The organism is Bacillus sp. ISL-75 (assembly GCF_018613095.1).
Map to the genome: position 1 here is coordinate 65,607 of NZ_JAGGQX010000013.1, position 23,526 is coordinate 89,132.

Genomic DNA, 23,526 nt, shown 5'->3' on the forward strand with positions numbered 1-23,526 from the left:
TACTTCCGATAAAATAGAATCATCATACAAAAGGAGCGAGAATAATGATTTATCCATTTAAAGGGAAGTACCCCCGCATAGCTGATACTGCTTATATTGCCGACTATGTAACGATTACCGGTGATGTTGAGATTGGCGATGAATCAAGTGTTTGGTTTAACACCGTTATCAGAGGGGACGTTGCCCCAACCATTATTGGTAAGAAAGTAAATATACAAGATAATTCTATCTTACACCAAAGCCCCAATAACCCGCTAATTTTAGAAGATGAAGTAACGATTGGTCATCAGGTTATTCTACACAGTTGTATCATTCGAAAAAAAGCGTTAATAGGAATGGGTTCCATCATTCTTGATAATGCTGAAATCGGCGAGGGTGCTTTTATTGGAGCCGGCAGTCTGGTTCCGCAAGGGAAAAAAATTCCCCCTAATACCTTAGCATTTGGCAGACCGGCAAAAGTTATTAGAGAATTAACTCCAGAAGACATAAAAGATATGGTAAGAATCTCTACAGAATATGCAGAAAAGGGACAATATTATAAGTCAATCCAATCATAATTCTTAAAAAATAGGCTGTGTTGATTTTATTGCCAAGTTGATTGGAGCGGAAGGGTGCGAAGACTCCTGCGGGAGGACGGGGCAGGGGAGACCCCGCAGGCGCTTAGCGCCGAGAAGGCTCCCCGAACCGCCCACGGAAAGCGAAGCACCTGGAGCGGAAATCAACTTGGCAAGTGTAACAGAGAAAAAGCAAAAGCACCCAAGAAATTTGGGTGCTTTTACGATTAATTTTTCGATGTTTGCAGGGCCTTTTCTAGTGCGTAATCACGTTGAAAGGAATAGACATCTTCAACATATACTTGATGCCATACCATAAACATCAGCACAGTCCAAATCTTCCTGCTGTTATCGGCTTTACCTTGGCAATGGTCTTCAAGCAATTGAAGCACATATGATTTATTGATCAAATGATCCGTGTTGCTTTCGCGGATGATCTTCTTCGCCCATTCGTTCATTTCATCCTTTAACCAATGACGGATTGGTACAGGGAACCCAAGTTTCTTCCGGTCAAGTACATGGGCAGGTACAACACCTTCGGCTGCTTTACGTAAGATATACTTCGTCGTTCCATGCACTGTTTTCAGGCTGGTCGGAATTTTTGATGCCACTTCGAAGACCGCTTTATCAAGGAATGGCACACGAAGTTCTAAGGAATGAGCCATCGTCATTTTATCGGCCTTCAGCAAAATATCGCCGCGCATCCATGTATGGATATCAATATACTGCATCCGGTCCACAGGATCATAACCACGCGATTCGGCGTAAAGCGGCTTCGTTATATCAGTGTAATCTAATCCCTCACGATAGACATTTAGTAGTTCGCGCTTTTCTTCTTCGGTAAACATTTTCGCATTACCAATGTAACGTTCTTCCATTGGAGTTACACCGCGTTCGATAAAGCTTTTTCCTCTCATTCCCTCAGGCATCATACCTGCGATCCCTTTTAAAAGCACTTTTCCTGCTCTCGGAATTTTATTAAACACCTCTAAGGATTGCGGCTCGTGATAAATATTGTAGCCGCCAAATAATTCATCCGCACCTTCACCTGAAAGAACAACGGTTACGTGCTTTCTCGCTTCACGGGCAACAAAATAAAGCGGGACACAAGCAGGGTCTGCCAGCGGATCATCCATATGCCACATAATTTTTGGAATTTCATTCATATATTCCTGCGGTGAAATCACATAGCTGATATTTTCGACACCAAGCTTCTCAGCTGTCTCTTTTGCGACATCAATTTCACTGAATCCATTATGCTCAAAACCTACCGAAAAGGTTTTAATTGCAGGGTGATATTCTTTTGCAATCGATGCAATAATCGAAGAATCAATCCCGCCAGAAAGGAATGAGCCTACTGGAACATCACTGCGCATGTGCATTTTTACAGAATCGAACAGGACATCTTTAATTTCCTTGATAAAATCAGGTTCTGATTTGTGAACGGGTTTAAAGTGTGCTTTCCAATATCTTTTGATTTCCATTGGTGAGCCAATCTTTTTGGTAAAAAAATGACCTGGCTCTAATTTCTTAATACCATCAGACATGGTGGTTGGTTCAGGAACAAATTGGTAGGTCAAATAATGCTGCAAGGAATCATAGTTAAGAACATCATTTTCGAGCCCCAATAGAATACTCTTTTTCTCAGAGGCAAAAAATGTTCTTTCACCATCTTCAAAATAAAAAAACGGTTTAATCCCGAACGGATCACGCGCGCCATAAAGAGTTTGTTCTTGTTTATCCCAGATGACAAAGGAGAACATTCCGCGTAGTTTTTCGACGGCTTTTTCCTTCAAATGGCTGTAGAGTGCAATAATAACCTCGGTATCGGAGCTAGTTGAAAAGGTTAATCCTTCGCTCAATAGCTCCTCGCGCAGTTCTACATAGTTATAAACTTCACCATTAAAGATAATCCAGTAGCGTTCATTTTCATACGTAAGCGGTTGATGACCACTTTCAATATCAATGATACTTAAACGGCGGAACCCAAATTGGATATGATTATCATAATAAAAACCATCATCATCCGGCCCACGATGAGTTATAATATCGTTCATATTTTTAAATTGTTGTTTTTGCTCATCACTATAGTTTTGTGTTTTGTCGTGTACACAACCGATAAAACCACACATTATGTACTTCACCTCATTCTAAATATCCTTTAAAAGGACGTATTGCCCCAAAGCGCAAACGCCTTGCGCTGGAGCTAGACAGAAAAACATACTCTCTAATACTACCACTTTTTTTATAAAAATTGCACTGTGAACCATAGGCAAATTTAATATCATCATTTTTTACTTCTTTTGACCTGCTTAAACACTTCATTTTTTCAATTATTTGTTACTGTACAGGTAAATAGACATACGAATAAAAACAGGAGTTACATGTAGTATGTAACTCCCTTTGTATTGTCTAGCTCCAGCGCCAAGGCGCTTCTGCTTTTCTATTTATAGATTTGCTTGTTGACGTAATGTTTCTACTTTATCTGTGCGCTCCCAAGGAAGATCCACATCTGTACGGCCAAAGTGACCATAAGCTGCTGTTTGTTGGTAAATAGGGCGACGAAGATCCAACATGTTAATGATACCTGCAGGGCGAAGGTCGAAGTTTTGACTTACTAGGTCAACTAACACGTCTTCGCTGACTTTACCTGTACCAAAAGTATCAACTGCAATCGAAACGGGTCTAGCAACTCCAATTGCATAGGCAAGTTGAACTTCTACCTTATCAGCAAGGCCAGCAGCAACGATATTTTTGGCAACATAACGTGCGGCGTAGGCAGCTGAACGGTCCACTTTTGTAGGATCCTTACCAGAGAAGGCACCACCGCCATGGCGAGCATATCCACCATACGTATCTACGATGATTTTACGGCCTGTTAAGCCAGCATCCCCTTGTGGTCCGCCAATAACGAAACGGCCGGTTGGATTAATAAAGTATTTTGTCTTTTCATCGATTAATTCGTTTGGAACTACCGGATTAATAACATATTCCTTCAAGTTACGTTGAATTTGCTCTAACTCAACTTCAGGATTGTGTTGAGTTGAAATAACAATCGTATCAATGCGTACTGGTTTATCGTTCTCATCATATTCAACCGTTACTTGTGTTTTTCCGTCTGGGCGTAAGTAATCAAGAACCTTATCTTTACGTACTTCTGTTAAACGGCGAGCAAGTTTGTGCGCTAGTGAAATGGGAAGAGGCATAAGCTCTTTTGTTTCATTACAAGCAAAACCAAACATTAAACCTTGGTCCCCTGCACCAATTGCTTCGATTTGTTCATCAGACATTTGACCTTCACGCGCTTCCAATGCTTGGTCAACACCCATCGCGATATCTGGAGACTGTTCATCAATAGATGTTAAAACAGCACAGGTTTCTGAGTCAAAACCGAATTTCGCGCGATTGTAGCCGATGTTTTTAATCGTTTCACGAACAATTTTTGGAATATCCACGTAGGTAGATGTGGTGATTTCTCCTGCTACTAGCACTAGTCCTGTTGTTACTGAAGTTTCAGCCGCAACACGGGCATTAGCATCCCTTGCTAAAATAGCATCTAAAATGGAATCAGAAATTTGGTCACAGATCTTATCAGGATGACCCTCAGTAACTGATTCAGAAGTGAACAAACGACGTTTTGTTGACATCTGAATTCCTCCTATAATATGAGATAATCGAGGTTTTAGGAAGGTTACAGGAATACTTCCTTAAACATCGAGAATTTGATACGGTACTCATTCCCTTAGTATGTAATAAACAAAGGATTTTTATTAGAGACTCTTTTCATAAAGGACTTATACAAAACAAAAAACCTTACCAGAGAGGAAAGGTTGTTCCGGGCCTTTCGCTCTTATCGTTCAAGGTCAAAGCCTTGCGTCAGATTAGCACCTTCGCATCCTGAAAAGGACCTTTTAAGTGGTCAATCTTTTCATACTGCAGGTTGCTGGGTTTCATTGGGCCTGTCCCTCCACCAGCTCAGGATAAGAGAGTATCCGTTCAAATTAGAATAATATCACACTGCCCAACAATGTCAATGAATTTTTTAAGAAATGTTTTTCAACAAAATGGGAAATATACGAAATATGTTAGTATCTTTTATAAATTTTTTTTATATCTTCAATTAAAGTTTTATAATATATAAATCCAGTTAAATAGGATACATTAATTCAGTTAATGTGTTATACTTTTTATATTATTAACAACCTAAAAACGAAATAAAGGAAGGTCTCATTAAATGAATTCTGTTGATACTCCTAATGAATTAAATCAATTGTTAAATGAAAGTCATGTTCATGTGCAATTATCTGTTCCTCAATTAGTTGAGAAAGTCTTAACCCGTCATGAAGGAGCATTAACTTCTACGGGAGCAATTAGTGTCGCTACTGGAAAGTATACTGGCCGGTCTCCACAGGATAAATTCATTGTTTTAGAAGATTCAACTAAAGACAAAATTGAATGGGGCACGACCAATCAACCAATTTCAGAACCGGTTTTTACAAAGCTTTATCAAAAGGTCATTAATTATTTACAACAGAAAAATGAGATCTTTGTTTTTAAAGGATTTGCGGGTGCTGATAAAAAATCACGTTTATCCATCCAAGTGGTAAATGAATTAGCTTGGCAAAATTTATTTGTACATCAGTTATTTATTCGCCCGTCGGATGATGAACTACTTGCCCATGATGCTGGATTTACCGTTATTTCTGCACCTAATTTCAAGGCAGATCCGGCTATCGATGGTACCAACTCGGAAGCTTTTATTATGATTTCTTTTGAAAAAAGAATTGTTTTAATAGGTGGTACAGAATACGCAGGGGAAATGAAAAAGTCGATTTTTTCTGTAATGAATTATTTACTGCCTGAAAACAATATTTTTTCGATGCACTGTTCTGCCAATGTTGGGATTGAAGGCGATGTTGCTTTATTCTTTGGCTTGTCTGGAACTGGCAAAACAACCTTATCAGCGGATTCCACTCGTCGATTAATTGGTGATGATGAGCACGGTTGGTCCTCTAATGGTGTCTTTAATATCGAGGGGGGCTGCTACGCAAAATGTATCAATCTTTCTCGTGAAAAGGAGCCGCAAATCTTTGATGCCATCCGCTTTGGAACTGTCCTAGAAAATGTAACATTGAATCAGGAATCAAGAATCGCTGATTATGATGATGGAACGTTGACCGAAAATACACGTGCCGCTTATCCGATTGACGCAATTGATAATATTGTTCAACCAAGTATCGCTGGCCATCCAAATACGATTGTCTTTTTAACCGCTGATGCATTCGGAGTCTTGCCTCCAATTTCAAAATTAACAAAGGAACAAGCAATGTATCACTTTTTAAGTGGCTACACCTCAAAACTAGCCGGAACAGAGCGTGGAATAACGTCACCACAAGCTACCTTCTCCACTTGCTTTGGTGCTCCATTCCTGCCGCTGCCTGCGACTCGTTACGCAGAAATGCTCGGTGAAAAAATACTTGAGCACAATGCCAATGTTTTTCTTGTCAACACTGGCTGGACCGGCGGCGAATATGGAGTCGGTAATCGAATGAAACTTTCCTACACGCGCGCTATGGTTGAAGCCGCTCTTGAGGGAGAATTAAACCATGTGGAGACTGTCAAGGACGCGATCTTTGGATTAAATATCCCGCTCCATATTGCAGGTGTACCAGACGAAGTCCTACAGCCGATTAAAACTTGGTCGGATTCGCAGGCATATGAAAAGAAAGCAAAAGAATTAGCCGCAAAGTTCCGCGAAAACTTTAAAAAATTCACTAATGTTTCAGAAGATATTGAAGAAAAAGGCGGACCAATAGCATAATATCAAAAGCCCATATCGATTCGATATGGGCTTTCTAATCTCATTAGTTAGTCGAATTTAATGATATTAATTGATAGGTTATGGTCGTGCTGTTATTTTGCAACTCGACTTTTTTTATCAATGCGGTACCACTTGAATCACTATCGATTGTTTTTCTTACATCAATCGGAATCTCAATTGGATAAAGTCTGTACCCTTCTTTTTCTAGCAAAAAGACGTTTTCTTCCACTCGTTTTTCTCTACCTTTAGTTACAATCATCGTATTTAACTCAAGAGGCATACCCATATACATCCGCTCCTCTACTTGTAATACCTATATATTATCATCTTTTACGGTGACTTTTCATCCACTTCGTTAAATCATTCACGACTTTTCTATTTACTGCTGGTGGGAAGTAATGTGTAAATTCGTTAAAATACCATGCTTCGACTGGTTTTTCTAGTAACCTCAGCCTTCTTTCAAGACGATACGCGTGCTCCACCGAAACATTTCCGTCTTTAGCACCATGGATAATCAGGACAGGGGCTTTGATCTTTTCTATTTGATAAAGAGGGGTCCTTTCTTGATACCGTTCCGGAAATTTCTGAGGGGTTCCGCCAATGACCCTCTTCATCATTCTCCGTAAATCTTTACGTTCCATATAGGTGAGGGACATATCACTGACCCCGCCCCAGCTGACAACAGACGCGGTCTCAGGGAACTCAATTCCTGTCAAAAGCGCCATTACACCACCCCGCGAGAACCCAAATATATGTATTTCACGTACTCTAGGCATAGATTTTAACAGCAAAAAGGCGGAAAAGGCGTCTTCCCTGTCGTCCCCGGCAAAATCCTCATTGCCTTCCCCACCTTGATTTCCACGATAATAAGGCGCAAAAACAACAAAGCCCTCCGCTGCGAACTGGGCAATCCTTGCTGGTCGAACTTTGCCAACATTTTTAATGCCGCCGCGTAAATAAAGGAATCCATCATACTCACCTTCCCCAATCGGTTCCGCAAGCATTCCTTTCACTCGTAATCCATTGGAAAGGTAAGTGATTACTTTTAATTCAATATTGGGATTTGGAGAAGGAAAGCGCGTGATATCAACAATCTTTCCATCATTGTATTGGCTCATCAGCAAAACTTCCCTTTTTTTATAAAATTTATTCTCTCTAGGCATTCACACATTTTTCTCCTCTTCATACGATATCTTAGGCAATTAGCCCAGATTTTTTATGATAAATAAGGAGGCTCGCTTCATGAAAAAATCGTTAAAGTTCAGTTTCTCCTTTCTGCTCATCACTATACTTATGTTTTCACTTGTCGCTTGTAATAGCTCTACAAAAAATGAAACAAAGAAACTTGAGAAAGTTCGAATCGCTGAAGTTACCCGGTCGATTTTCTATGCCCCGCAGTATGTTGCCCTAGCCAAAGGATTTTTCAAAGCTGAAGGTTTAGACGCCACACTAACAACAACACCCGGCGGCGACAAAACCATGACCACTCTGATTTCTGGGGGGGCCGACGTTGCCCTAGTTGGTTCAGAAACATCGATTTACGTTTATGCCCAAGGAGCAAACGACCCCGTCATCAATTTTGCACAATTAACCCAGACCGATGGTACTTTCCTCGTTGCTAGAGAAAAGATTGATAATTTTTCATGGGATCTCTTAAAAGGAAAAACCTTCTTAGGGCAACGTAAAGGCGGCATGCCACAGATGGTCGGTGAATTTGTTTTAAAAAAGCATGGAATTGATCCTCAAAAGGATTTGAACTTAATCCAGAACATTGATTTCGCCAATATTGCCAATGCCTTTGCTTCTGGAACGGGCGAATTTGTGCAATTATTTGAGCCAACGGCAAGTATTTTTGAAAAAGAAGGAAAAGGTCATATTGTTGCTTCCTTCGGTAAAGAGTCTGGCCACGTACCATATACTACGTTTATGTCCAAGGAAAGCTATATGAAAGAAAATAAGGGAACGATTGAAAAGTTCACACGAGCAATTTACAAAGCTCAACAATGGGTAGAGTCGCACAGTGCTGAGGAAATTGCCAAAGCGGTGGAACCGTTTTTTCCAGATACAGATTTAGAAATTATGACCACTGTTGTTGAGCGTTATAAAAATCAAGGATCTTTTGCAACAGATCCTATCCTTGACCAAGAGGAGTGGAACAATCTACAAAACATCATGAACGAAGCAGGAGTACTGCCAAAAGAAGTAGATCATCAAACACTTGTAAATACAGAGATTGCTAACAAGATAATAAAAGAATAAAGGAAAGGGAGGCCGTCCTTATGAGCTTTTTGACCGTTCAAAATATTCATCACACCTATTTTACTAAATCCTCTGCCACCACGGCCCTCTCCGATATTTCATTAACAGTGGAGGAGGGCGAGTTTGTCTCCTTCCTCGGCCCCAGCGGCTGTGGTAAGACGACTCTGCTTTCCATTATTTCTAGTTTGCTTAAACCAACGCAAGGTACTGTTTTGTTAGAAAAAAAGCCGGTAACTACCGCAAAAAACCAAATCGGTTATATGCTCCAACAAGATTATTTGTTCCCTTGGAAAACGATTGAAGAGAATATCCTGATCGGTTTGAAATTATCAAAGCAGTTGAACCAAAAAACAAGATTGGCTGCCCTTGGCCTGTTAAGCCAAATCGGATTAACCGGGGTGGAAAAACAGCTTCCTAGGCAGTTATCAGGGGGTATGAGGCAGCGGGTGGCTCTCGTTCGGACGCTTGCCACAGAACCAAAACTGCTTATGCTTGATGAGCCTTTTTCCGCTCTCGATTATCAAACTAAGCTTAAATTGGAGGATTTAGTATCACAAACATTAGATAAATTTGGAAAAACAGCTATTCTCGTTACTCACGATATTGGTGAGGCTATTGCCATGAGCGATCGCGTTTTTCTGCTTTCACCAAGTCCCGGGAGAATCTATAAAACATTTACGATGCCGGAGGAACTAAGAAATATATCCCCATTTGAAGCAAGAAATCACGAGGCATTTTCAAGTATCTTTCAAACCATATGGAAGGAGTTGGAGTCTCTTGAGCCAGAAAAAGAATAAGCTGGAACTCCTCCATAAAAATTATATTCAATCACTGCAGGTTGAAAAAAGATGGGTCGGATTTTATCAGGCGATCATTTTTATCGTCTTTTTCTCTAGTTGGGAATTGTTTAGTCAAAAGCAGTGGATCGATCCGCTTCTTTTCAGTTCTCCCTCAAAGATATGGAATTTACTCCTGGAAAAAATTCAGGATGGAACTTTAGTTAGCAATATTGGCGTAACCTTAACGGAAACCGTCCTGGGATTTATTCTAGGCACACTACTGGGTACGATATTAGCTGCTATCCTCTGGTGGTCACCAATGATTTCAAGGGTGCTTGATCCTTATCTTGTCATCTTAAATGCTATGCCGAAAGTCGCATTAGGGCCCATTTTGATTGTGGCGCTAGGTCCTGGGTATTCATCGATTATTGCCATGGGCGCGATTATCTCAATTATCATTACCACCATTGTGGTATATACCTCATTTAAAGAGGTGGATCCGAATTATCTTAAAGTACTCCAAACTTTCGGAGCAACTCGTTGGCAATGCTTCAAAGAGGCTATCCTCCCCGCAAGTTTTCCAACGATTATTTCTACTCTTAAGGTAAATGTCGGTCTGTCTTGGGTCGGTGTGATCGTAGGTGAATTCCTTGTATCCTCTAGAGGACTTGGATACATGATCATTTATGGCTTCCAAGTATTTAATTTTACACTTGTTTTCTTATCACTTTTGGTTATCGCGGTATTTGCTACTATTATGTACCAGCTTGTTGAATTATTAGAAAAAAAAATTATCAAAGAATAGTGGATTGTCATATACTTTCTGCTATTCTTTTTCGTTTTGTACCTTTTGAATCAGTTTAACACATTGCTCGACGACTTGGTCTTTCATAATAAAGCTGTAATCATCCCCAAATCGCTGCTGCAATATATCTCCTTTAACAACAACTGGACCATTGGTTTCGTGGTAACTAGTCATATCTTCAACACTATCGACCATTCCCCAAAAGACAGCCTTCACATATGACCTCATCGGGTCGGTAAATTTATACTCAGCAATAAATTTTAGCTCACCTAGGATTGCACCTGTCTCCTCATAGGTTTCTCGTTGGGCTGCCTCTTCAAGAGTTTCCCCTGATTCCATTTTTCCACCGGGAAATTCAAGTCCTCTTTTTTTATGGTTCGTCAATAGCCACTCTTTCCCATACTGGCAAATGACTAACACATGCTTTGCTGCCTCTTCGAAAGCATTTGGTAAAAAAGACAATTCTACTGGATTCCCATTTTCATCTAAAAATCGCATCATCTAATTTCCGCCTCAACTATTTTATACTTAATTATAATAAAAAAAAGAAAAATCCTAAAGTTAGGATTTTTCTTACAGGGTGAAAATTTTATTCTGGTAGTATATTCATACTTTCAATATGATTTTTTGCTTCCGCGTCACCAAGTTTATGCAGCATCCCATACACTTGCTGAATCGTACTGTCATAGGCATCGTTTTCACGGTCATAATGATACTGAACAAATGGCACATGGGCTCTAAAGAAGTTTTTCCACTCGGTGGAATAGTTTTGGTCAAAAAGCTCGCGCAGCTGGGTTATTTCTTCATTATCTGCCTGTATTTTATAGCTCCAGGTTGAACTTGTTGGACTTTGAGATATTTCACCGCTTCCAACATCAATATAATAGGTCTTCTTTTTCTGATCCATTATGTCATCCCCTTTTACTCATTAGTAATTTGCAAATAGAAAAAATTTATTCTTTGTCAAATTTCGATTATTTTTTTAGAAATGAATACGCTATAATAAACATACAATCGAAGAAACAGATTTTTCTGTTAATTTACAAACGGTTAAGTTAGAATTATTTTATGTTTATAAGGGAAAAGAATAACTAGGAGGTGTATCGAAATGAAATTAGTTGATGAGTTGTACGAAATGTACCGAAACAAGCTAACCGGTGATGAAGAGGATATCGACATGCTGGCATTTGCCTTTTTAGAAGAGATGTCACATGAGGATCTACTTGCTTTAATCCAAGAAATGGATAAGCAGGAATTATACAATTTAATGGGTATTTATTTAATTGAAAGTTTGAAAGGTAAATTTGCCCAAGAAGAGTACGGACAACATCGCACAAATACTTATCATCCTCGAAATATTCATTGATTGTACATAAAAACATAAGGAAGGAAGCTCAAACAGCGGGCTTCCCTTTTTCTTTTCTCAAAAAAGCATCCATTCATGCTACAATTAAGAAAAAAGGAGGTATTCACACAAATGTATGTAGTAGCTGTTATTTGTATTATTATTGTTATCGTGATCCTGCTTCTAGCCGTGGGCACAACTTCTAAAGCCTACACGTATAAACATACTGTGGACCCAATAGAAAATAATCCACATCTTGACCAAGAGAAAAACCAAGAACATACTCAGGATCAAAATAAAGCTTAAAAAAATTCCTATTCAAATAGAATAGGAATTTTTATTATTTGTCTAGCTTCAGCTTTTCTAATTAAGCAAATACCTGTTTAAGGTCTTCCTTGCTTTGTTCAAGCCAGAAACGCATTAAACGTTTAGCGCCTTCCAAATCATGCAGTTTTGCTTGGCCGCATTGTCGTTCATTTGCAGCAGGAATTTCGACGATTTCAACTGCAGTTTTCATTGTATCCTCAAGAAGATCAATGATTTCCTCCACAGTCGGCTCGCCGCTGACAACAAGGTAATAGCCGGTTTGGCAGCCCATTGGTGAAATATCGATAATATCAAAGTGATCATACTTCTCGGAGTGCTCACGAAGATTAAAGGCAAGCAAGTGCTCTAGTGTATGAATGACATCAGGTTTCATCGCCTGTTTATTGGGCTGGCAAAAGCGAATATCATATTTATTAACAACACCGTCACTTCCAACTTTGTGGACCCCGCAATGTCTCACATAAGGGGCTTTAACAGCGTTATGATCTAAATCAAAGCTTTCAACTGAAGGCATCGATATCACTCCTTTTTTTATCTACCATTTATCATACAATAAATTCCGAGTTTTTTCATCCACTTACATACAATTAACAATTTAGACGATATTATTTATTTATGGTATCTTGTAGTTAATTGTAGTTAAGGAGTGATTGACATGTTAAAAAAAGCCTTCCTAGCGATTATACGTTTTTATCAAATTGTTATCTCACCTATAAAACCGCCGACCTGCCGTTTTTATCCTACTTGTTCCCATTATGGTCTGGAAGCGATTGGGCGGTTTGGTGCTTTAAAAGGCGGCTGGCTCACTATCAAAAGGATATCAAAATGTCATCCCTTTCATCCTGGTGGCTTGGATCCTGTTCCTGATAAAGAGAAGCTTTAATTCTTATTGCCATCAACAATTAAATCAAGCTTTCCTGTCTTTGGGTCGATGACCAATCCATGAACAGGAACACCCTTTGGCATTAATGGATGATTTTTTATGATATCTACACTATGCTCAACACTCTCGGTCACATTATCAAATCCATGAAGCCATTTTTTAATGTTGATGCCAGAATATGTAAGTGTGTCAATCGTTTCTTCTGATATTCCACGCTCCATCATACTCTCGATCACTGGTTCAGCTTTAAGACCGCTCATGCCGCAATCATAATGGGCAATGACTAAAACCTCTTGAGCCTTTAATTGATATACAGCAATCAGTATACTTCTCATCACACTTCCAAAAGGGTGTGACACTAGGCCCCCTGCGTCTTTTATAATCTTTGCATCACCATTTCCCAAATTCAATGCTTTCGGCAATAATTCCAATAGTCTGGTATCCATACATGTAAGAATCACCATGCGTTTATTAGGGAATTTAGTTGTTTCATACTTTTCATATTCGTGGTTTTCCACAAATTTTTTATTATAGTCTAACAGCTCATTCAATAATGTGGGGTTACTCATGATAACCATCCTTTCTTTTGTTTCTTTTTAAGCATACCTAATTTTTAATGGTAAAACCAAATTTTATACTTGCTTTTGAGGAAATTTTTTTGTAAGATACTAATGGAAATCGGAATCGTTCCGTATTATACATTTGTAATCATTCAGAATTCAAAAAAAATTTCGATAATAAATCGTAATTAATCCGATTTAATAATATATTGAAGGAGTCTTTATGAAAAAAATCATTCTTATCCTTTCTTTTCTGTTACCATTAAGTCTTCTGTTGTCTGCGTGTTCAAATGGTAAAGACCATGTACAAAAAAAGAAGGACCAGTTAACTATTTATACAACAGTATTCCCACTTCAATATTTTACTGAACAAATTGGTGGAAAATATGTAAATGTGAAAACGATCTATCCACCTGGGGCAGATGAACATACATTTGAACCATCCCAAAAGGATATGATGAATTTAGCCGATTCAGACTTATTTTTCTACATTGGACTTGGACTTGAAGGATTTGTGGAAAAAGCAAAGGGAACATTGAAAAATGAACATGTAACATTAGTCCCAACGGCTGAGGAACTAAAACTCCCAAAAAGCGACGATTCACATGAAGAAGAACATGACCATAGCAATTCGGATGTCAACCCACATGTATGGCTTGACCCCATTTATTCTAAGGAAATGGCTGCTGTCATCCGTGATTCATTAATTAAACAAATGCCACAGCACAAAGAACTATTCAATGAGAATTTTAAACAACTTGCCCAAAAGTTAGATGAACTAAATACTAAATATAAGCAGACACTTACACATGCGAAGCATAAAAAAATTATCGTTACACATGCGGCGTTCAGTTATTGGGAAAAACGTTATGGGATTGAACAAATCAGCATTTCTGGTCTTTCGACTGCTAATGAGCCGACCCAAAAGGAGTTAGAAAAAATTATTTCTGTAGCTGAACATGATGGTTTACACTATATGCTTTTCGAACAAAATGTCCAATCAAAACTTGGAAAAATTGTTCAAAAAGAAATTGGGGCAAAAGCATTACACATTCATAATCTTGCTGTTTTGTCTAACGACAACATCAAAAACAAAGAAACCTATTTTTCTTTAATGAATAAAAATCTTGAATCATTAGAAATAGCCTTAAATAACTAAATTTGAAGATGAAATGAACCAGGCCGCTTTTAACCTGGTTCATTTTTTTATATTCTCTTTTAAACTTGGATGTTGATTTCCGCTCCAGGCGCTTCGCTTTCCGCGGGCGGTCCGGGGAGCCTCCTCGGCGCTAAGCGCCTGCGGGGTCTCCCCTGCCCCGTCCTCCCGCAGGAGTCTTCGCGCCTTCTGCTCCAATCAACATTGTTCCAAAATTAGCTATGAGCTTTATAATAACATTTTTATAGAACAAACGTTTCTTTCAATAGTAAGGTTTCCTGTAATCTTTTTTCGTTTATTTCAAATCCAATTCCAGGACCGGATGGGACTTTGACAAAACCATTTTTAACGTTTACTTCTGGGGTAATAATATCTTCCTCCCAAAAGCGATTAGAAGCAGAGATATCTCCTGGGATCGAAAATCCTGGTAATGAGGCGAGTGCAATATTATGGGCCCGAGAAACCCCAAACTCGATCATACCCCCACACCAAACCGGTATGCCCTTTTCGAAGCAATAGTCATGAATTCGTTTCGCTTCATACAAGCCCCCTACCCTGCCCACTTTAATATTAATTACCTGACAACTTCCGAACTCGATGGCTTTTCGAGCATCATCATAGCTGACAATGCTTTCGTCCAAACAAATAGGTGTTTTAATTTCTTTTTGAAGCAAGGCGTGTTCAAGAATATCATCATAGCCCAGCGGCTGCTCGATCATCAGCAAGTTAAAGTCATCAAGAGCTTTTATTCGTTCGATATCCTTAATCGTATAGGCAGAATTCGCATCTGCCATGATTGGCAGTTCAGGATAAAAACGGCGAATTTCAGAAAGAAAAGCATAATCCTGCTGTGGATTTATTTTAACTTTAATCCTTTGATAACCGACCTCAAGATATTGCTCAATTTGCTGGAGTGCATTTTTAGTGGAATCTGTGGCGACTACAACCCCTGACGCAATCAAAGACCGTGTTCCCCCAAGGAGTTTTGATAGTGGCAGCGAATGACTCTTCGCAAATAAATCCCATACAGCTGTTTCTAAGGCAGCCTTAGCCATATTGTTCCTTCTTACCGAGCTAAACAGCTGAGAGACCTCCTCAGGATGGTTTAAAGGTGTTTTTTGAAGGAGTGGAATCAAAAAATCAGTTAACATATGTAAACTTGTTTTAACCGTTTCTTCTGTGTACCACGGAGTAGAAAAGGCAACGCCCTCTCCAAACCCTGATACACCATCGGAATTGGTTATCTTAATGATTATTCCCTCACGGTTCTTCACGGCCCCTAAATGGGTCAGAAACGGGTCATTTAAGGGCATTTGAATGACATTTAACTCTACTGCTGCTATCTTCATTACCGGATCTCCTCTTTCACCCACTCCCGGAGCTCTCGGCGGAGTATTTTTTTCGATGCATTTCTAGGCAGTTCCTTAGTAAAATAAAATGCTTTAGGAACTTTATATTTGGCTAAACGCTCTTTACAAAATTGCTCAAGTGCTCCAACCGTAGGATTTGTTCCTTCTCTTTTTACAATATAAGCAATTGGGACTTGTCCCCACTCAGCATCCTCTAAACTTGTCACACCAGCCTCTGAAACATCCGGATGGGCTAACAAAACTGCCTCAATTTCTGCAGGGTAAATATTCTCTCCCCCTGAAATAATTAAGTCAGAACGCCGATCAAGTACATATAAGAAGCCTTCTTCATCTAAGTAGCCCACATCTCCCGTGTGGAACCAGCCATTAATAAACTTCTCTTCTGTTACTTCAGGAAGGAATAGATACCCTGGGGTAACATTGGGTCCTTTTATGACAATTTCACCTGGCATACCTGAGGGAGCCAGACCACCATCTTCTGCAACTATTTGAAGCTGCGAGGTGAACAAGGGCTTTCCTGCCGAGCCTAGCTTCGTCAGACTATATTCTGGAGCAAGTGTCACTATTTGCGAGGAGGATTCGGTCATTCCATAGGTTTGGAATACAGGAATTTCTTTTTCAACACACGCTTGGAGTAATGGTAATGGTGCAGGTCCTCCTCCAAGAAGCATACAGCGAAAATGATTAGGCAGGCGCCTCTCTCGAAGAGCATCAACTATTCGTCTCAGGGAAGTACCAACCACTGACATGATAGTCACTTTTTTATCATGAATATCATGAATGGTTTCTTCCACATCAAAGTGCTCGTGAAGAACGATCGGCATTCCATATATGACACTGCGCATTAAAATTGAAAAGCCGCTAATATGAAAAAGCGGAACGTTACAAAGCCAGGAATCCCCTTCAATAAATCCTAAATTTAAGGCTGAACCAACGGAACTCCACCAGTGATTTCCATAGGTTTGGATTACCCCTTTGGGATTTCCAGTGGTTCCGGACGTATACATGATCGTACAAATTTCAGATAAGCTGATTTCTTCCTGAATAATGGGCGCGTTTTGACTGCCGAAAAATATCTCGGCCTTTGTCAGCGAACAAATTGATGGAATTTGATTATTTATGAAGGCTTTTTTTTCAGGAAAAGTATCTTCAATGATTAAAGAGACGGCCTTTGCATCAATTAGCTGCCATACTAGTTCCGACGGAGAAAGGCGGTTGTTCAAAATTACAGCCCTAACTCCTAACAGTTGAAGGGCAAATAATATTACAACCGTATCTAGGTTGCTATTTAATAACACACCAACATATTGGTTTTTACGCATTCCTAACCCTTGTAACTGTCCTGCAACTTGATAAGAACGTTGGTAGAGTTCGCCGAAGGTTATGGTTTGTTCCTGAAAATACACCGCTGTTCGTTCAGGGGTTAGAAACGCTCTTTTCTTCAAAAAATTAGGCATCATTTCGCTTTGCATAATTGTCACCTTTCCTAATCTGCCTTGCTTTTTCCCAGATTTTCTATTAAAAACAGCCTGATGGAAACCATCAAGCTGCTGGTAAAAACTATCAAGGAAAACGAGGGAATTTACCAAAATCAGGCTTACGCTTTTCTTTAAATGAATCACGGCCTTCTTTGGCTTCATCGGTTGTATAATAAAGCAGGGTTGCGTCGCCAGCAAATTGTTGAAGACCAGCTAATCCGTCTGTATCAGCATTCATGGCTGCTTTCAAGAAACGAAGGGCAGTTGGACTTTTCTCAAGTATTTCACTACACCATTGAATCGTTTCTTCCTCTACTCTTTCAAGCGGAACAACCGTATTCACTAAGCCCATATCAAGTGCCTCTTGGGCATTGTATTGACGACATAGGAACCAGATTTCCCGAGCTTTTTTATGTCCAACAATTCTAGCTAGGTAGCCTGAGCCGTATCCAGCATCAAAGCTTCCAACATTCGGTCCAGTTTGTCCGAAAATAGCATTATCAGCTGCAATCGTTAAGTCACACACAATGTGCAGCACATGACCACCACCGATGGCATACCCTTTTACCATTGCAATAACAGGTTTTGGAATAACACGAATAAGGCGCTGAAGGTCAAGAACATTTAGACGAGGAATTTGATCCTCTCCAACATATCCCCCATGGCCACGAACTTTTTGGTCACCACCTGAACAAAATGCCTTTTCTCCTGCTCCAGTTAAAATAATAACTCCTACACTAGAATCATCTCGTGCGAAGGCAAAAGCATCAATTAATTCCGAAACAGTTCTCGGTGTAAATGCATTATGTACATGTGGACGATTAATGGTGATTTTTGCAATACCATTGTATGTTTCATATAGAATTTCCTCATATTTGCGTCCTGCAATCCATTCTACTGTCAAAATGATATCCTCCCTTATTTATTCTTTTGACAAAAAGTCACTTACTATTGTACCAAACTTTTCTGGTTCTTCCACATGAATTGCATGCCCACTACCTTCAATAACCACCCAAAAGCTATTTTTTAGCTCTTTCATCATTTTATCCGCTATATCACAAAACTTTTTATCTTCTTCACCCGTTAAGAGCAGAACCTCGCAAGTTAGTTCGTTTAATTTCCCCCACCAGTTAGGCTGAGACCCGGTTCCCATCCCAAGCAGACTGTTCGCGAGCCCAGTAGGCGAATTGTTTAAACGCTGTTCTCTTAAGACCTGCTTTTGTGCTGAAGGCAGTCGTTTCATCGTTTGAAAAAGGGGGATCCCTTCCCAATAATCTACAAACGAGCTTATCCCCTGTTCTTTAATAAATTTAGCAAGTTCCGCATCTTTCATACGGCGAAGTTGACTTTCATTTTCTGTTTCCAGACCTGGTGAGGCACTTTCAAGTATTAATTTTCGGACCCGCTCAGGAAAAAGCAGGGCAAAAGTAAGGGCAAGTCTTCCACCCATTGAGTAACCAAGTAGATCTACTTGCTTAATATTTAAATGTTCAAGGATCGTTTTTAAATCCTTCGCAACTGACTCTATATGATATCGACTAAGTACATCAGGTGATTCTGTTTTTCCATGTCCAATGATGTCAGGATTAATTAGTTTCATTTGCTTCCCCCAAGCATCATAGAAAGGAGTCCATGTCGAGCTGTCCCCGGTAAATCCATGTAAAAGAACAAGCGGGATAGATCCTTCCCCGTAATCTTCGACATGATATTGAATCCCGTCGCTAACAATCTTCATTTACTGTACACCTTTGACAAAGTTCGATATTTCCTGGGAAACAAAGCTCCAAAATCCGCGGTGTTCGTCACGGTTAACGTCTCTGATTGTTCTAAGTTCATATACTTTTAACCCCGTTTGATTCGTAGCCTTCATCATTTCTGACCCTAAATGGTCCCAATCTTCAATCTTCGTAAATTCACCCTTAAACATCTTAACCGCATGCTCAAATTCTAGATCTAGTGGAGTTCCAAACAGCAGTTCAAAATTCTTAGAATGCTCCGATTGAGGAAGGAAGGAAAAAATTCCGCCTCCATTATTGTTGATAACAATAATATTAATATTGATATTGTACAACTTTGCTGCAATCAGACCATTTAAGTCGTGGAAAAAAGTTAAATCGCCAAGGACAAGGTATAAGGATTTTGAGTATAAAGCTGCACCTAAAGCGGTCGAAACAGTACCATCGATCCCATTGGCTCCCCTGTTCGCCATTACTTTGATTGCTTTATTATTGTTAATAAAAAAACTATCCAAGTCGCGAATTGGCATACTATTGCCAACAAAAAGGGTAGCACCCTCTGGCACCATATCGGCTAATTGATAAAATAGTTTGCCTTCACTTAATTCTGTTATATCTCTTAGAGCATTCATATTTTCTTTGGTTAGCCCGTTTACTTTTTTCCATTTCGTTAAAAATTGGGATGAGGGGTTCTCATTCGTATATGACAATAGCTTCTTGCAGAATACCGATTCATCACAAAAGATCATACTGGTTGACAAGGATGAAGGATCACGCCAGCCTGCGCCGCCATCAATCACAAATTGTTCAGCATCTCCATTTTCTTTTAAGAAGATCGTTAATGCTTTTGATATTGGCATCGCACCAAATCGAAGAACAACTTCTGGTTTAAGGAAGGTTTTTGCATCTTCATTCCTTAGGAAGGTATCATAAGTTTCAATGATATTTTTAAGGCTATGTTGCCCACTTCTTAATTGTGATAAGGGGTCTGCAATGATTGGAAAATTTAATTTCTCAGCTAATTGCGTAACCGCGTTAGGAAATTCAGCATCTCCCATGTTTCCACAAATAATAACACCTTTATTTGTCTTATTAAGCCTTTCAGCTATTTCCTGAAAATGTTCATCTGAAAGGGTTAAGTCCCCGTTTTGAACTTTTATATACCCATTTGGTCGTTCATTAAGCTGGAAGAGCTCATCATCCATCTTTGGAATTAGCGGCTCTCTGAAAGGAAAATTCATATGTACAGGACCAGAAGGGGCACTAGTGGCAATCGCAACTGCCCGGGCACAAACGGTCCTGGCATAGCGAATGATTTCATCACTTTTTTCAGGCAATGCCATTTCGGAGAACCATTTCACATGCTTCCCATATAAATGAATTTGGTCGATTGCCTGTGGGGCACCAACCTCTCTCAGTTCATGCGGTCGATCCGCTGTAAGTACAATCAATGGTACCCGAGCATAACGCGCTTCAACAATCGCAGGAAAATAGTTTGCTGCGGCTGTACCTGAAGTACAAAGTATGGCAACTGGCTTATTTAACGACTTTGCTATTCCCAACGCAAAGAAAGCCGCTGACCGTTCATCTACATGGATATGGACTTTCAGGTCAGGATGTTCTGCCATGATCATCGCCATTGGAGTTGATCTTGAACCAGGGCTAACAACTACATCTGTAACTCCCGAAAAAATAAGTTCAGCAACTACGGCGGCTATATAGGCTGTTAATGATTCTTGATGATTCATATTAATTTCCTCCAAGGGCTCGGAGCATTGGTTTAAATTTCAAGCTCGTCTCCAAATATTCACTTTCTGAGTCCGAATCTGCAACTACTCCACAACCTGCAAACAACGATACTTCATCCCCCTGGATCAGTCCAGATCGAATCGAAACAGCAAATTCGCCATTTCTTCTGTAGTCCACCCACCCTAAAGGGGCAGCATAGAATCCACGGTCCAGTTCCTCTACTTGTCTAATCTTTACAACTGCTTCATCCTTAGGCAGTCCGCCGAGTGCTGGTGTTGGGTGAAGTCGTTCGACTAATAACAACAAGGAAGCATCATTATGGCATTTTCCGATAACAGGGGTGTATAGGTGCTGAATATCCCGTATCTTCATCAACTGCGGCTTGTCAGGCAGGATAATTTCTTCACATGATTCTTCAAGTGCTTCCTTAATCATTTCTACAACGAAACCATGCTCAATCAGATTTTTTTGATCATTTAATAACATTTGACCTAATTTCAGGTCTTCTTGTTCGGTTTTCCCCCGTGAAATAGAACCGGCAAGGCAGGTAGAATAAACCTCATTGCCATGTTTTTTCACTAGTCTTTCTGGAGATGCCCCAATAAAACAATCACCATTCGATTCAAATGCGAAAATAAAGCTTTCATGCTGCTGCAGATATAAATTATTCAATACATCCTCTGCCTCTACATGATCGTCAAATACAAGCCGCAATTCTCGGGCTAGAACGACCTTCTTAAGCGGGCCTTCTGTTAATTCCTTCACAACTCCATCAACAGTTTTTTTCCACTTCGCTGGTTCAATCTCCCGCGTTTCTAGAAGTGACGCTGTACTCATCCGTTCATTCTGATGGAGCGAATTTAATAGCTGATTTCTCTCTTCGCTCACTTTCTTAAATAAATAAGGATCCTCATGTGGAGTACAAACTGTATTCGTGGTTAAATACGTTTGACCGCGAATGATACTCAATAAAAATTTGGGTATGTGGAACAGTGAATCAGCGTACTTGGACCAGAGGTCTGTTTTATCCTTGTAGGGGTCAAAAGAGAAGCCCCCGAACATGACTGGCCCTACACCAACTTCTATATTTGGATTAAAAATGAGGCAGTCCTCTAAAAATTTTTCCCATTCCTTTTCAACATGAAAAAAGCGGTCAGAAGCCTGATCCGTCTGAATTTGTTTAGAAATCCCAAGTCCAATAAGCACCGTCTCGTCCGTTGGGTCCTTCCAGAAAAATCGTTCCCCGCGATAATGTTTTTTTCCTATATTAAAAAATGATAGTGGGTTAATCGTGTCCATTTTATGAACTTCACTAATTAAAATGGGCCGGCCAAGTTCTTTTGCCCGATTAACAGCCAAAAGACCTCGTTCCATTATTTCCAATTCTTGAATGGTAACCAAACAAATCCCTCCAAAACAGCCGAAATGACTGTTATCCATTCATATTAATGCAAATTTTAACATACTACTCTCATTGTAAAGAAGTCAGTAATACTTGTCACTAGCAAACCTGCATCATTCCGTATTATATCTTAAGTTTTCATCTTTCTGATAAAAAAAGCCTTCTCATTTGTTTAGTTTCATTTTCCCACTAACCATTCAATAATAATCAAACAGGTATAATCTTCTAGATTTGATAAGAAAAATTAATTGACACTTTTCCTTGAATTTCATACACTTAGTTTTGGGCAAAGCCCATTAAATAATCGATTCTAAACCTTTAAATAGAGAGAAAAAAACTAAAAAGGGAGAGATACTATGCAACCAAATATACAGCAAAGCTCGAATCCTGTAGTTGAATCAAACCGCGGCTTTCAAGTTTGGTGGCAAATGACCCGTCCACATACATTAACCGCTGCATTCGTGCCAGTTCTGCTTGGTACGGCATTAGCCCTTAAGTATGGGAAAATCCATTTTGGTCTATTTTTTACCATGCTTTTAGCGAGTTTATTGATTCAAGCTGCAACCAATATGTTTAATGAATATTTCGATTTCAAACGCGGTTTGGATACTGCCCAATCCGTTGGGATTGGAGGTACGATTGTTCGTGACGGAATCAAACCCAAAACAGTCCTAAATCTTGCGTTTGGCTTTTATGGAATTGCTCTATTATTAGGGATCTATATTTGCGCAAATAGCAGCTGGTGGTTAGCTGTTGTAGGCCTAATTTGTATGGCTGTGGGATATTTTTATACTGGAGGTCCTTTCCCAATCGCCTATACACCATTTGGTGAAATTCTTTCAGGTTTCTTTATGGGGATGCTGATTATTTTAATCGCCTTCTTTATTCAAACGGGAACTGTCAGCAGCACAAGTATTCTCGTTTCAGTTCCAAGTATGATATTGGTTGGTATGATTATGTTATCGAATAACATCCGTGATTTGGATGGCGACAAAGAAAACGGCCGTAAAACAGTTGCCATTTTATTAGGTAAGAAAGGTGCTATTTACTTATTAACAGGGATGTTCACTTTTTCATTTCTTTGGGTTTTGGGACTCATCATTATTGGTGTTTTACCAATTTGGACAGCACTTGTAATTCTTAGCGCCCCAAAGGCTATGAAAGCAACCAAAGGATTTATTGAAAATACCTTGCCGATTCAAATGGCACCAGCGATGAAAGCAACAGCACAAACCAATACGATATTTGGGTTTTTATTAGCAATCGGAATCTTTGCTGGGCACTTCTTATAAAAAAAGCTTC

The 23,526-nt window shown here is 39.6% G+C and carries 24 protein-coding genes and 1 riboswitch; of the genes, 10 read left to right on the forward strand and 14 right to left on the reverse strand.

Annotated features, from left to right (window positions below; translation table 11 throughout):
• Positions 1-44 precede the first annotated feature (44 nt).
• Positions 45-557 (forward strand): gamma carbonic anhydrase, encoded by a 513-nt coding sequence (locus J7E63_RS05885; RefSeq protein WP_214719273.1) that lies wholly within the window; start codon positions 45-47, stop codon positions 555-557.
• Between the two features lie 224 nt (positions 558-781).
• Here the strand turns inward: J7E63_RS05885 and asnB are convergent, their stop codons facing one another.
• On the reverse strand, positions 782-2,686 hold the full coding sequence (gene asnB / locus J7E63_RS05890) for an asparagine synthase (glutamine-hydrolyzing) (RefSeq protein ID WP_215010649.1): 1,905 nt from the start codon (positions 2,684-2,686) through the stop codon (positions 782-784).
• Between the two features lie 315 nt (positions 2,687-3,001).
• Complete coding sequence (gene metK, locus J7E63_RS05895; RefSeq protein ID WP_215010650.1) at positions 3,002-4,201, reverse strand: methionine adenosyltransferase; 1,200 nt, start codon at positions 4,199-4,201, stop codon at positions 3,002-3,004.
• 200 nt (positions 4,202-4,401) lie between these two features.
• A riboswitch (SAM riboswitch) is annotated at positions 4,402-4,541 on the reverse strand.
• A gap of 247 nt (positions 4,542-4,788) precedes the next feature.
• On the opposite strand from metK, the gene pckA reads away from it, so the two are divergent.
• A complete protein-coding gene (gene pckA / locus J7E63_RS05900) occupies positions 4,789-6,375 on the forward strand; it encodes a phosphoenolpyruvate carboxykinase (ATP) (RefSeq protein WP_215010651.1) in 1,587 nt (528 codons plus the stop codon).
• Between the two features lie 43 nt (positions 6,376-6,418).
• Here pckA and J7E63_RS05905 read toward each other — a convergent pair whose 3' ends face one another.
• The gene (locus tag J7E63_RS05905) at positions 6,419-6,661 is read right to left on the reverse strand and encodes a DUF2584 domain-containing protein (protein ID WP_168245394.1); all 243 of its coding nucleotides are present in this window, start codon (positions 6,659-6,661) and stop codon (positions 6,419-6,421) included.
• A gap of 37 nt (positions 6,662-6,698) precedes the next feature.
• Complete coding sequence (locus J7E63_RS05910; protein WP_215010652.1) at positions 6,699-7,493, reverse strand: alpha/beta hydrolase family protein; 795 nt, start codon at positions 7,491-7,493, stop codon at positions 6,699-6,701.
• A gap of 175 nt (positions 7,494-7,668) precedes the next feature.
• On the opposite strand from J7E63_RS05910, the gene J7E63_RS05915 reads away from it, so the two are divergent.
• From J7E63_RS05915 to J7E63_RS05925, 3 genes are read left to right on the forward strand one after another with little or no spacing between them, the layout of a single operon-like run.
• Positions 7,669-8,634: an ABC transporter substrate-binding protein gene (locus tag J7E63_RS05915; protein WP_374193701.1), complete on the forward strand. Its 966-nt coding sequence runs from the start codon at positions 7,669-7,671 to the stop codon at positions 8,632-8,634.
• Between the two features lie 20 nt (positions 8,635-8,654).
• Entirely contained in the window at positions 8,655-9,431 is a 777-nt protein-coding gene (locus tag J7E63_RS05920) for an ABC transporter ATP-binding protein (protein WP_215010654.1), read from the forward strand.
• Positions 9,412-10,218, forward strand: a complete 807-nt coding sequence (locus J7E63_RS05925; RefSeq protein ID WP_168245398.1) for an ABC transporter permease — start codon at positions 9,412-9,414, stop codon at positions 10,216-10,218. The genes J7E63_RS05920 and J7E63_RS05925 overlap by 20 nt, the downstream gene beginning before the upstream one ends.
• Before the next feature lie 21 nt (positions 10,219-10,239).
• On the opposite strand, the gene ytkD is transcribed toward J7E63_RS05925, so the two are convergent.
• Both ytkD and J7E63_RS05935 read right to left on the reverse strand, forming a co-directional pair.
• Positions 10,240-10,719, reverse strand: a complete 480-nt coding sequence (gene ytkD / locus J7E63_RS05930) for an RNA deprotection pyrophosphohydrolase (protein WP_215010655.1) — start codon at positions 10,717-10,719, stop codon at positions 10,240-10,242.
• An 88-nt stretch (positions 10,720-10,807) separates the two neighbouring features.
• Complete coding sequence (locus J7E63_RS05935; RefSeq protein ID WP_215010656.1) at positions 10,808-11,125, reverse strand: hydrolase; 318 nt, start codon at positions 11,123-11,125, stop codon at positions 10,808-10,810.
• A 201-nt stretch (positions 11,126-11,326) separates the two neighbouring features.
• On the opposite strand from J7E63_RS05935, the gene J7E63_RS05940 reads away from it, so the two are divergent.
• Together J7E63_RS05940 and ytzI are read left to right on the forward strand one after the other, a co-directional pair.
• Positions 11,327-11,584 (forward strand): DUF6154 family protein, encoded by a 258-nt coding sequence (locus J7E63_RS05940; protein ID WP_066258317.1) that lies wholly within the window; start codon positions 11,327-11,329, stop codon positions 11,582-11,584.
• A 111-nt stretch (positions 11,585-11,695) separates the two neighbouring features.
• Positions 11,696-11,869: a YtzI protein gene (gene ytzI, locus J7E63_RS05945; RefSeq protein WP_215010657.1), complete on the forward strand. Its 174-nt coding sequence runs from the start codon at positions 11,696-11,698 to the stop codon at positions 11,867-11,869.
• A gap of 61 nt (positions 11,870-11,930) precedes the next feature.
• Here the strand turns inward: ytzI and J7E63_RS05950 are convergent, their stop codons facing one another.
• A complete protein-coding gene (locus tag J7E63_RS05950) occupies positions 11,931-12,404 on the reverse strand; it encodes an S-ribosylhomocysteine lyase (RefSeq protein ID WP_215010658.1) in 474 nt (157 codons plus the stop codon).
• A 141-nt stretch (positions 12,405-12,545) separates the two neighbouring features.
• Here J7E63_RS05950 and yidD point away from each other — a divergent pair, with 141 nt between their 5' ends.
• Positions 12,546-12,773, forward strand: coding sequence for a membrane protein insertion efficiency factor YidD (yidD, locus tag J7E63_RS05955; RefSeq protein ID WP_215010659.1), 228 nt, complete (start codon positions 12,546-12,548; stop codon positions 12,771-12,773).
• Here the strand turns inward: yidD and J7E63_RS05960 are convergent.
• The gene (locus tag J7E63_RS05960; RefSeq protein WP_215010660.1) at positions 12,770-13,342 is read right to left on the reverse strand and encodes a beta-class carbonic anhydrase; all 573 of its coding nucleotides are present in this window, start codon (positions 13,340-13,342) and stop codon (positions 12,770-12,772) included. The two genes, yidD and J7E63_RS05960, sit on opposite strands and share 4 nt — an antisense overlap.
• Positions 13,343-13,556: 214 nt before the next feature.
• Between J7E63_RS05960 and J7E63_RS05965 the strand changes: the two genes are divergently transcribed.
• Positions 13,557-14,492, forward strand: coding sequence for a metal ABC transporter solute-binding protein, Zn/Mn family (locus tag J7E63_RS05965; protein WP_215010661.1), 936 nt, complete (start codon positions 13,557-13,559; stop codon positions 14,490-14,492).
• 239 nt (positions 14,493-14,731) lie between these two features.
• On the opposite strand, the gene menC is transcribed toward J7E63_RS05965, so the two are convergent.
• From menC to J7E63_RS05995, 6 genes are all read right to left on the reverse strand, one after another.
• Positions 14,732-15,838, reverse strand: a complete 1,107-nt coding sequence (menC, locus tag J7E63_RS05970) for an o-succinylbenzoate synthase (RefSeq protein ID WP_215010662.1) — start codon at positions 15,836-15,838, stop codon at positions 14,732-14,734.
• A complete protein-coding gene (locus J7E63_RS05975; RefSeq protein ID WP_215010663.1) occupies positions 15,838-17,331 on the reverse strand; it encodes an o-succinylbenzoate--CoA ligase in 1,494 nt (497 codons plus the stop codon). Before J7E63_RS05975 ends, menC begins: the two co-directional genes overlap by 1 nt.
• Positions 17,332-17,422: 91 nt before the next feature.
• The gene (gene menB, locus J7E63_RS05980; protein WP_215010664.1) at positions 17,423-18,241 is read right to left on the reverse strand and encodes a 1,4-dihydroxy-2-naphthoyl-CoA synthase; all 819 of its coding nucleotides are present in this window, start codon (positions 18,239-18,241) and stop codon (positions 17,423-17,425) included.
• Between the two features lie 18 nt (positions 18,242-18,259).
• Complete coding sequence (gene menH, locus J7E63_RS05985; protein WP_215010665.1) at positions 18,260-19,072, reverse strand: 2-succinyl-6-hydroxy-2,4-cyclohexadiene-1-carboxylate synthase; 813 nt, start codon at positions 19,070-19,072, stop codon at positions 18,260-18,262.
• Complete coding sequence (menD, locus tag J7E63_RS05990; protein ID WP_215010666.1) at positions 19,073-20,821, reverse strand: 2-succinyl-5-enolpyruvyl-6-hydroxy-3-cyclohexene-1-carboxylic-acid synthase; 1,749 nt, start codon at positions 20,819-20,821, stop codon at positions 19,073-19,075.
• Between the two features lies 1 nt (position 20,822).
• On the reverse strand, positions 20,823-22,223 hold the full coding sequence (locus J7E63_RS05995; protein WP_215010667.1) for an isochorismate synthase: 1,401 nt from the start codon (positions 22,221-22,223) through the stop codon (positions 20,823-20,825).
• A gap of 357 nt (positions 22,224-22,580) precedes the next feature.
• Here J7E63_RS05995 and J7E63_RS06000 point away from each other — a divergent pair, with 357 nt between their 5' ends.
• Positions 22,581-23,516: a 1,4-dihydroxy-2-naphthoate polyprenyltransferase gene (locus J7E63_RS06000; RefSeq protein WP_215010668.1), complete on the forward strand. Its 936-nt coding sequence runs from the start codon at positions 22,581-22,583 to the stop codon at positions 23,514-23,516.
• Positions 23,517-23,526 lie beyond the last annotated feature (10 nt).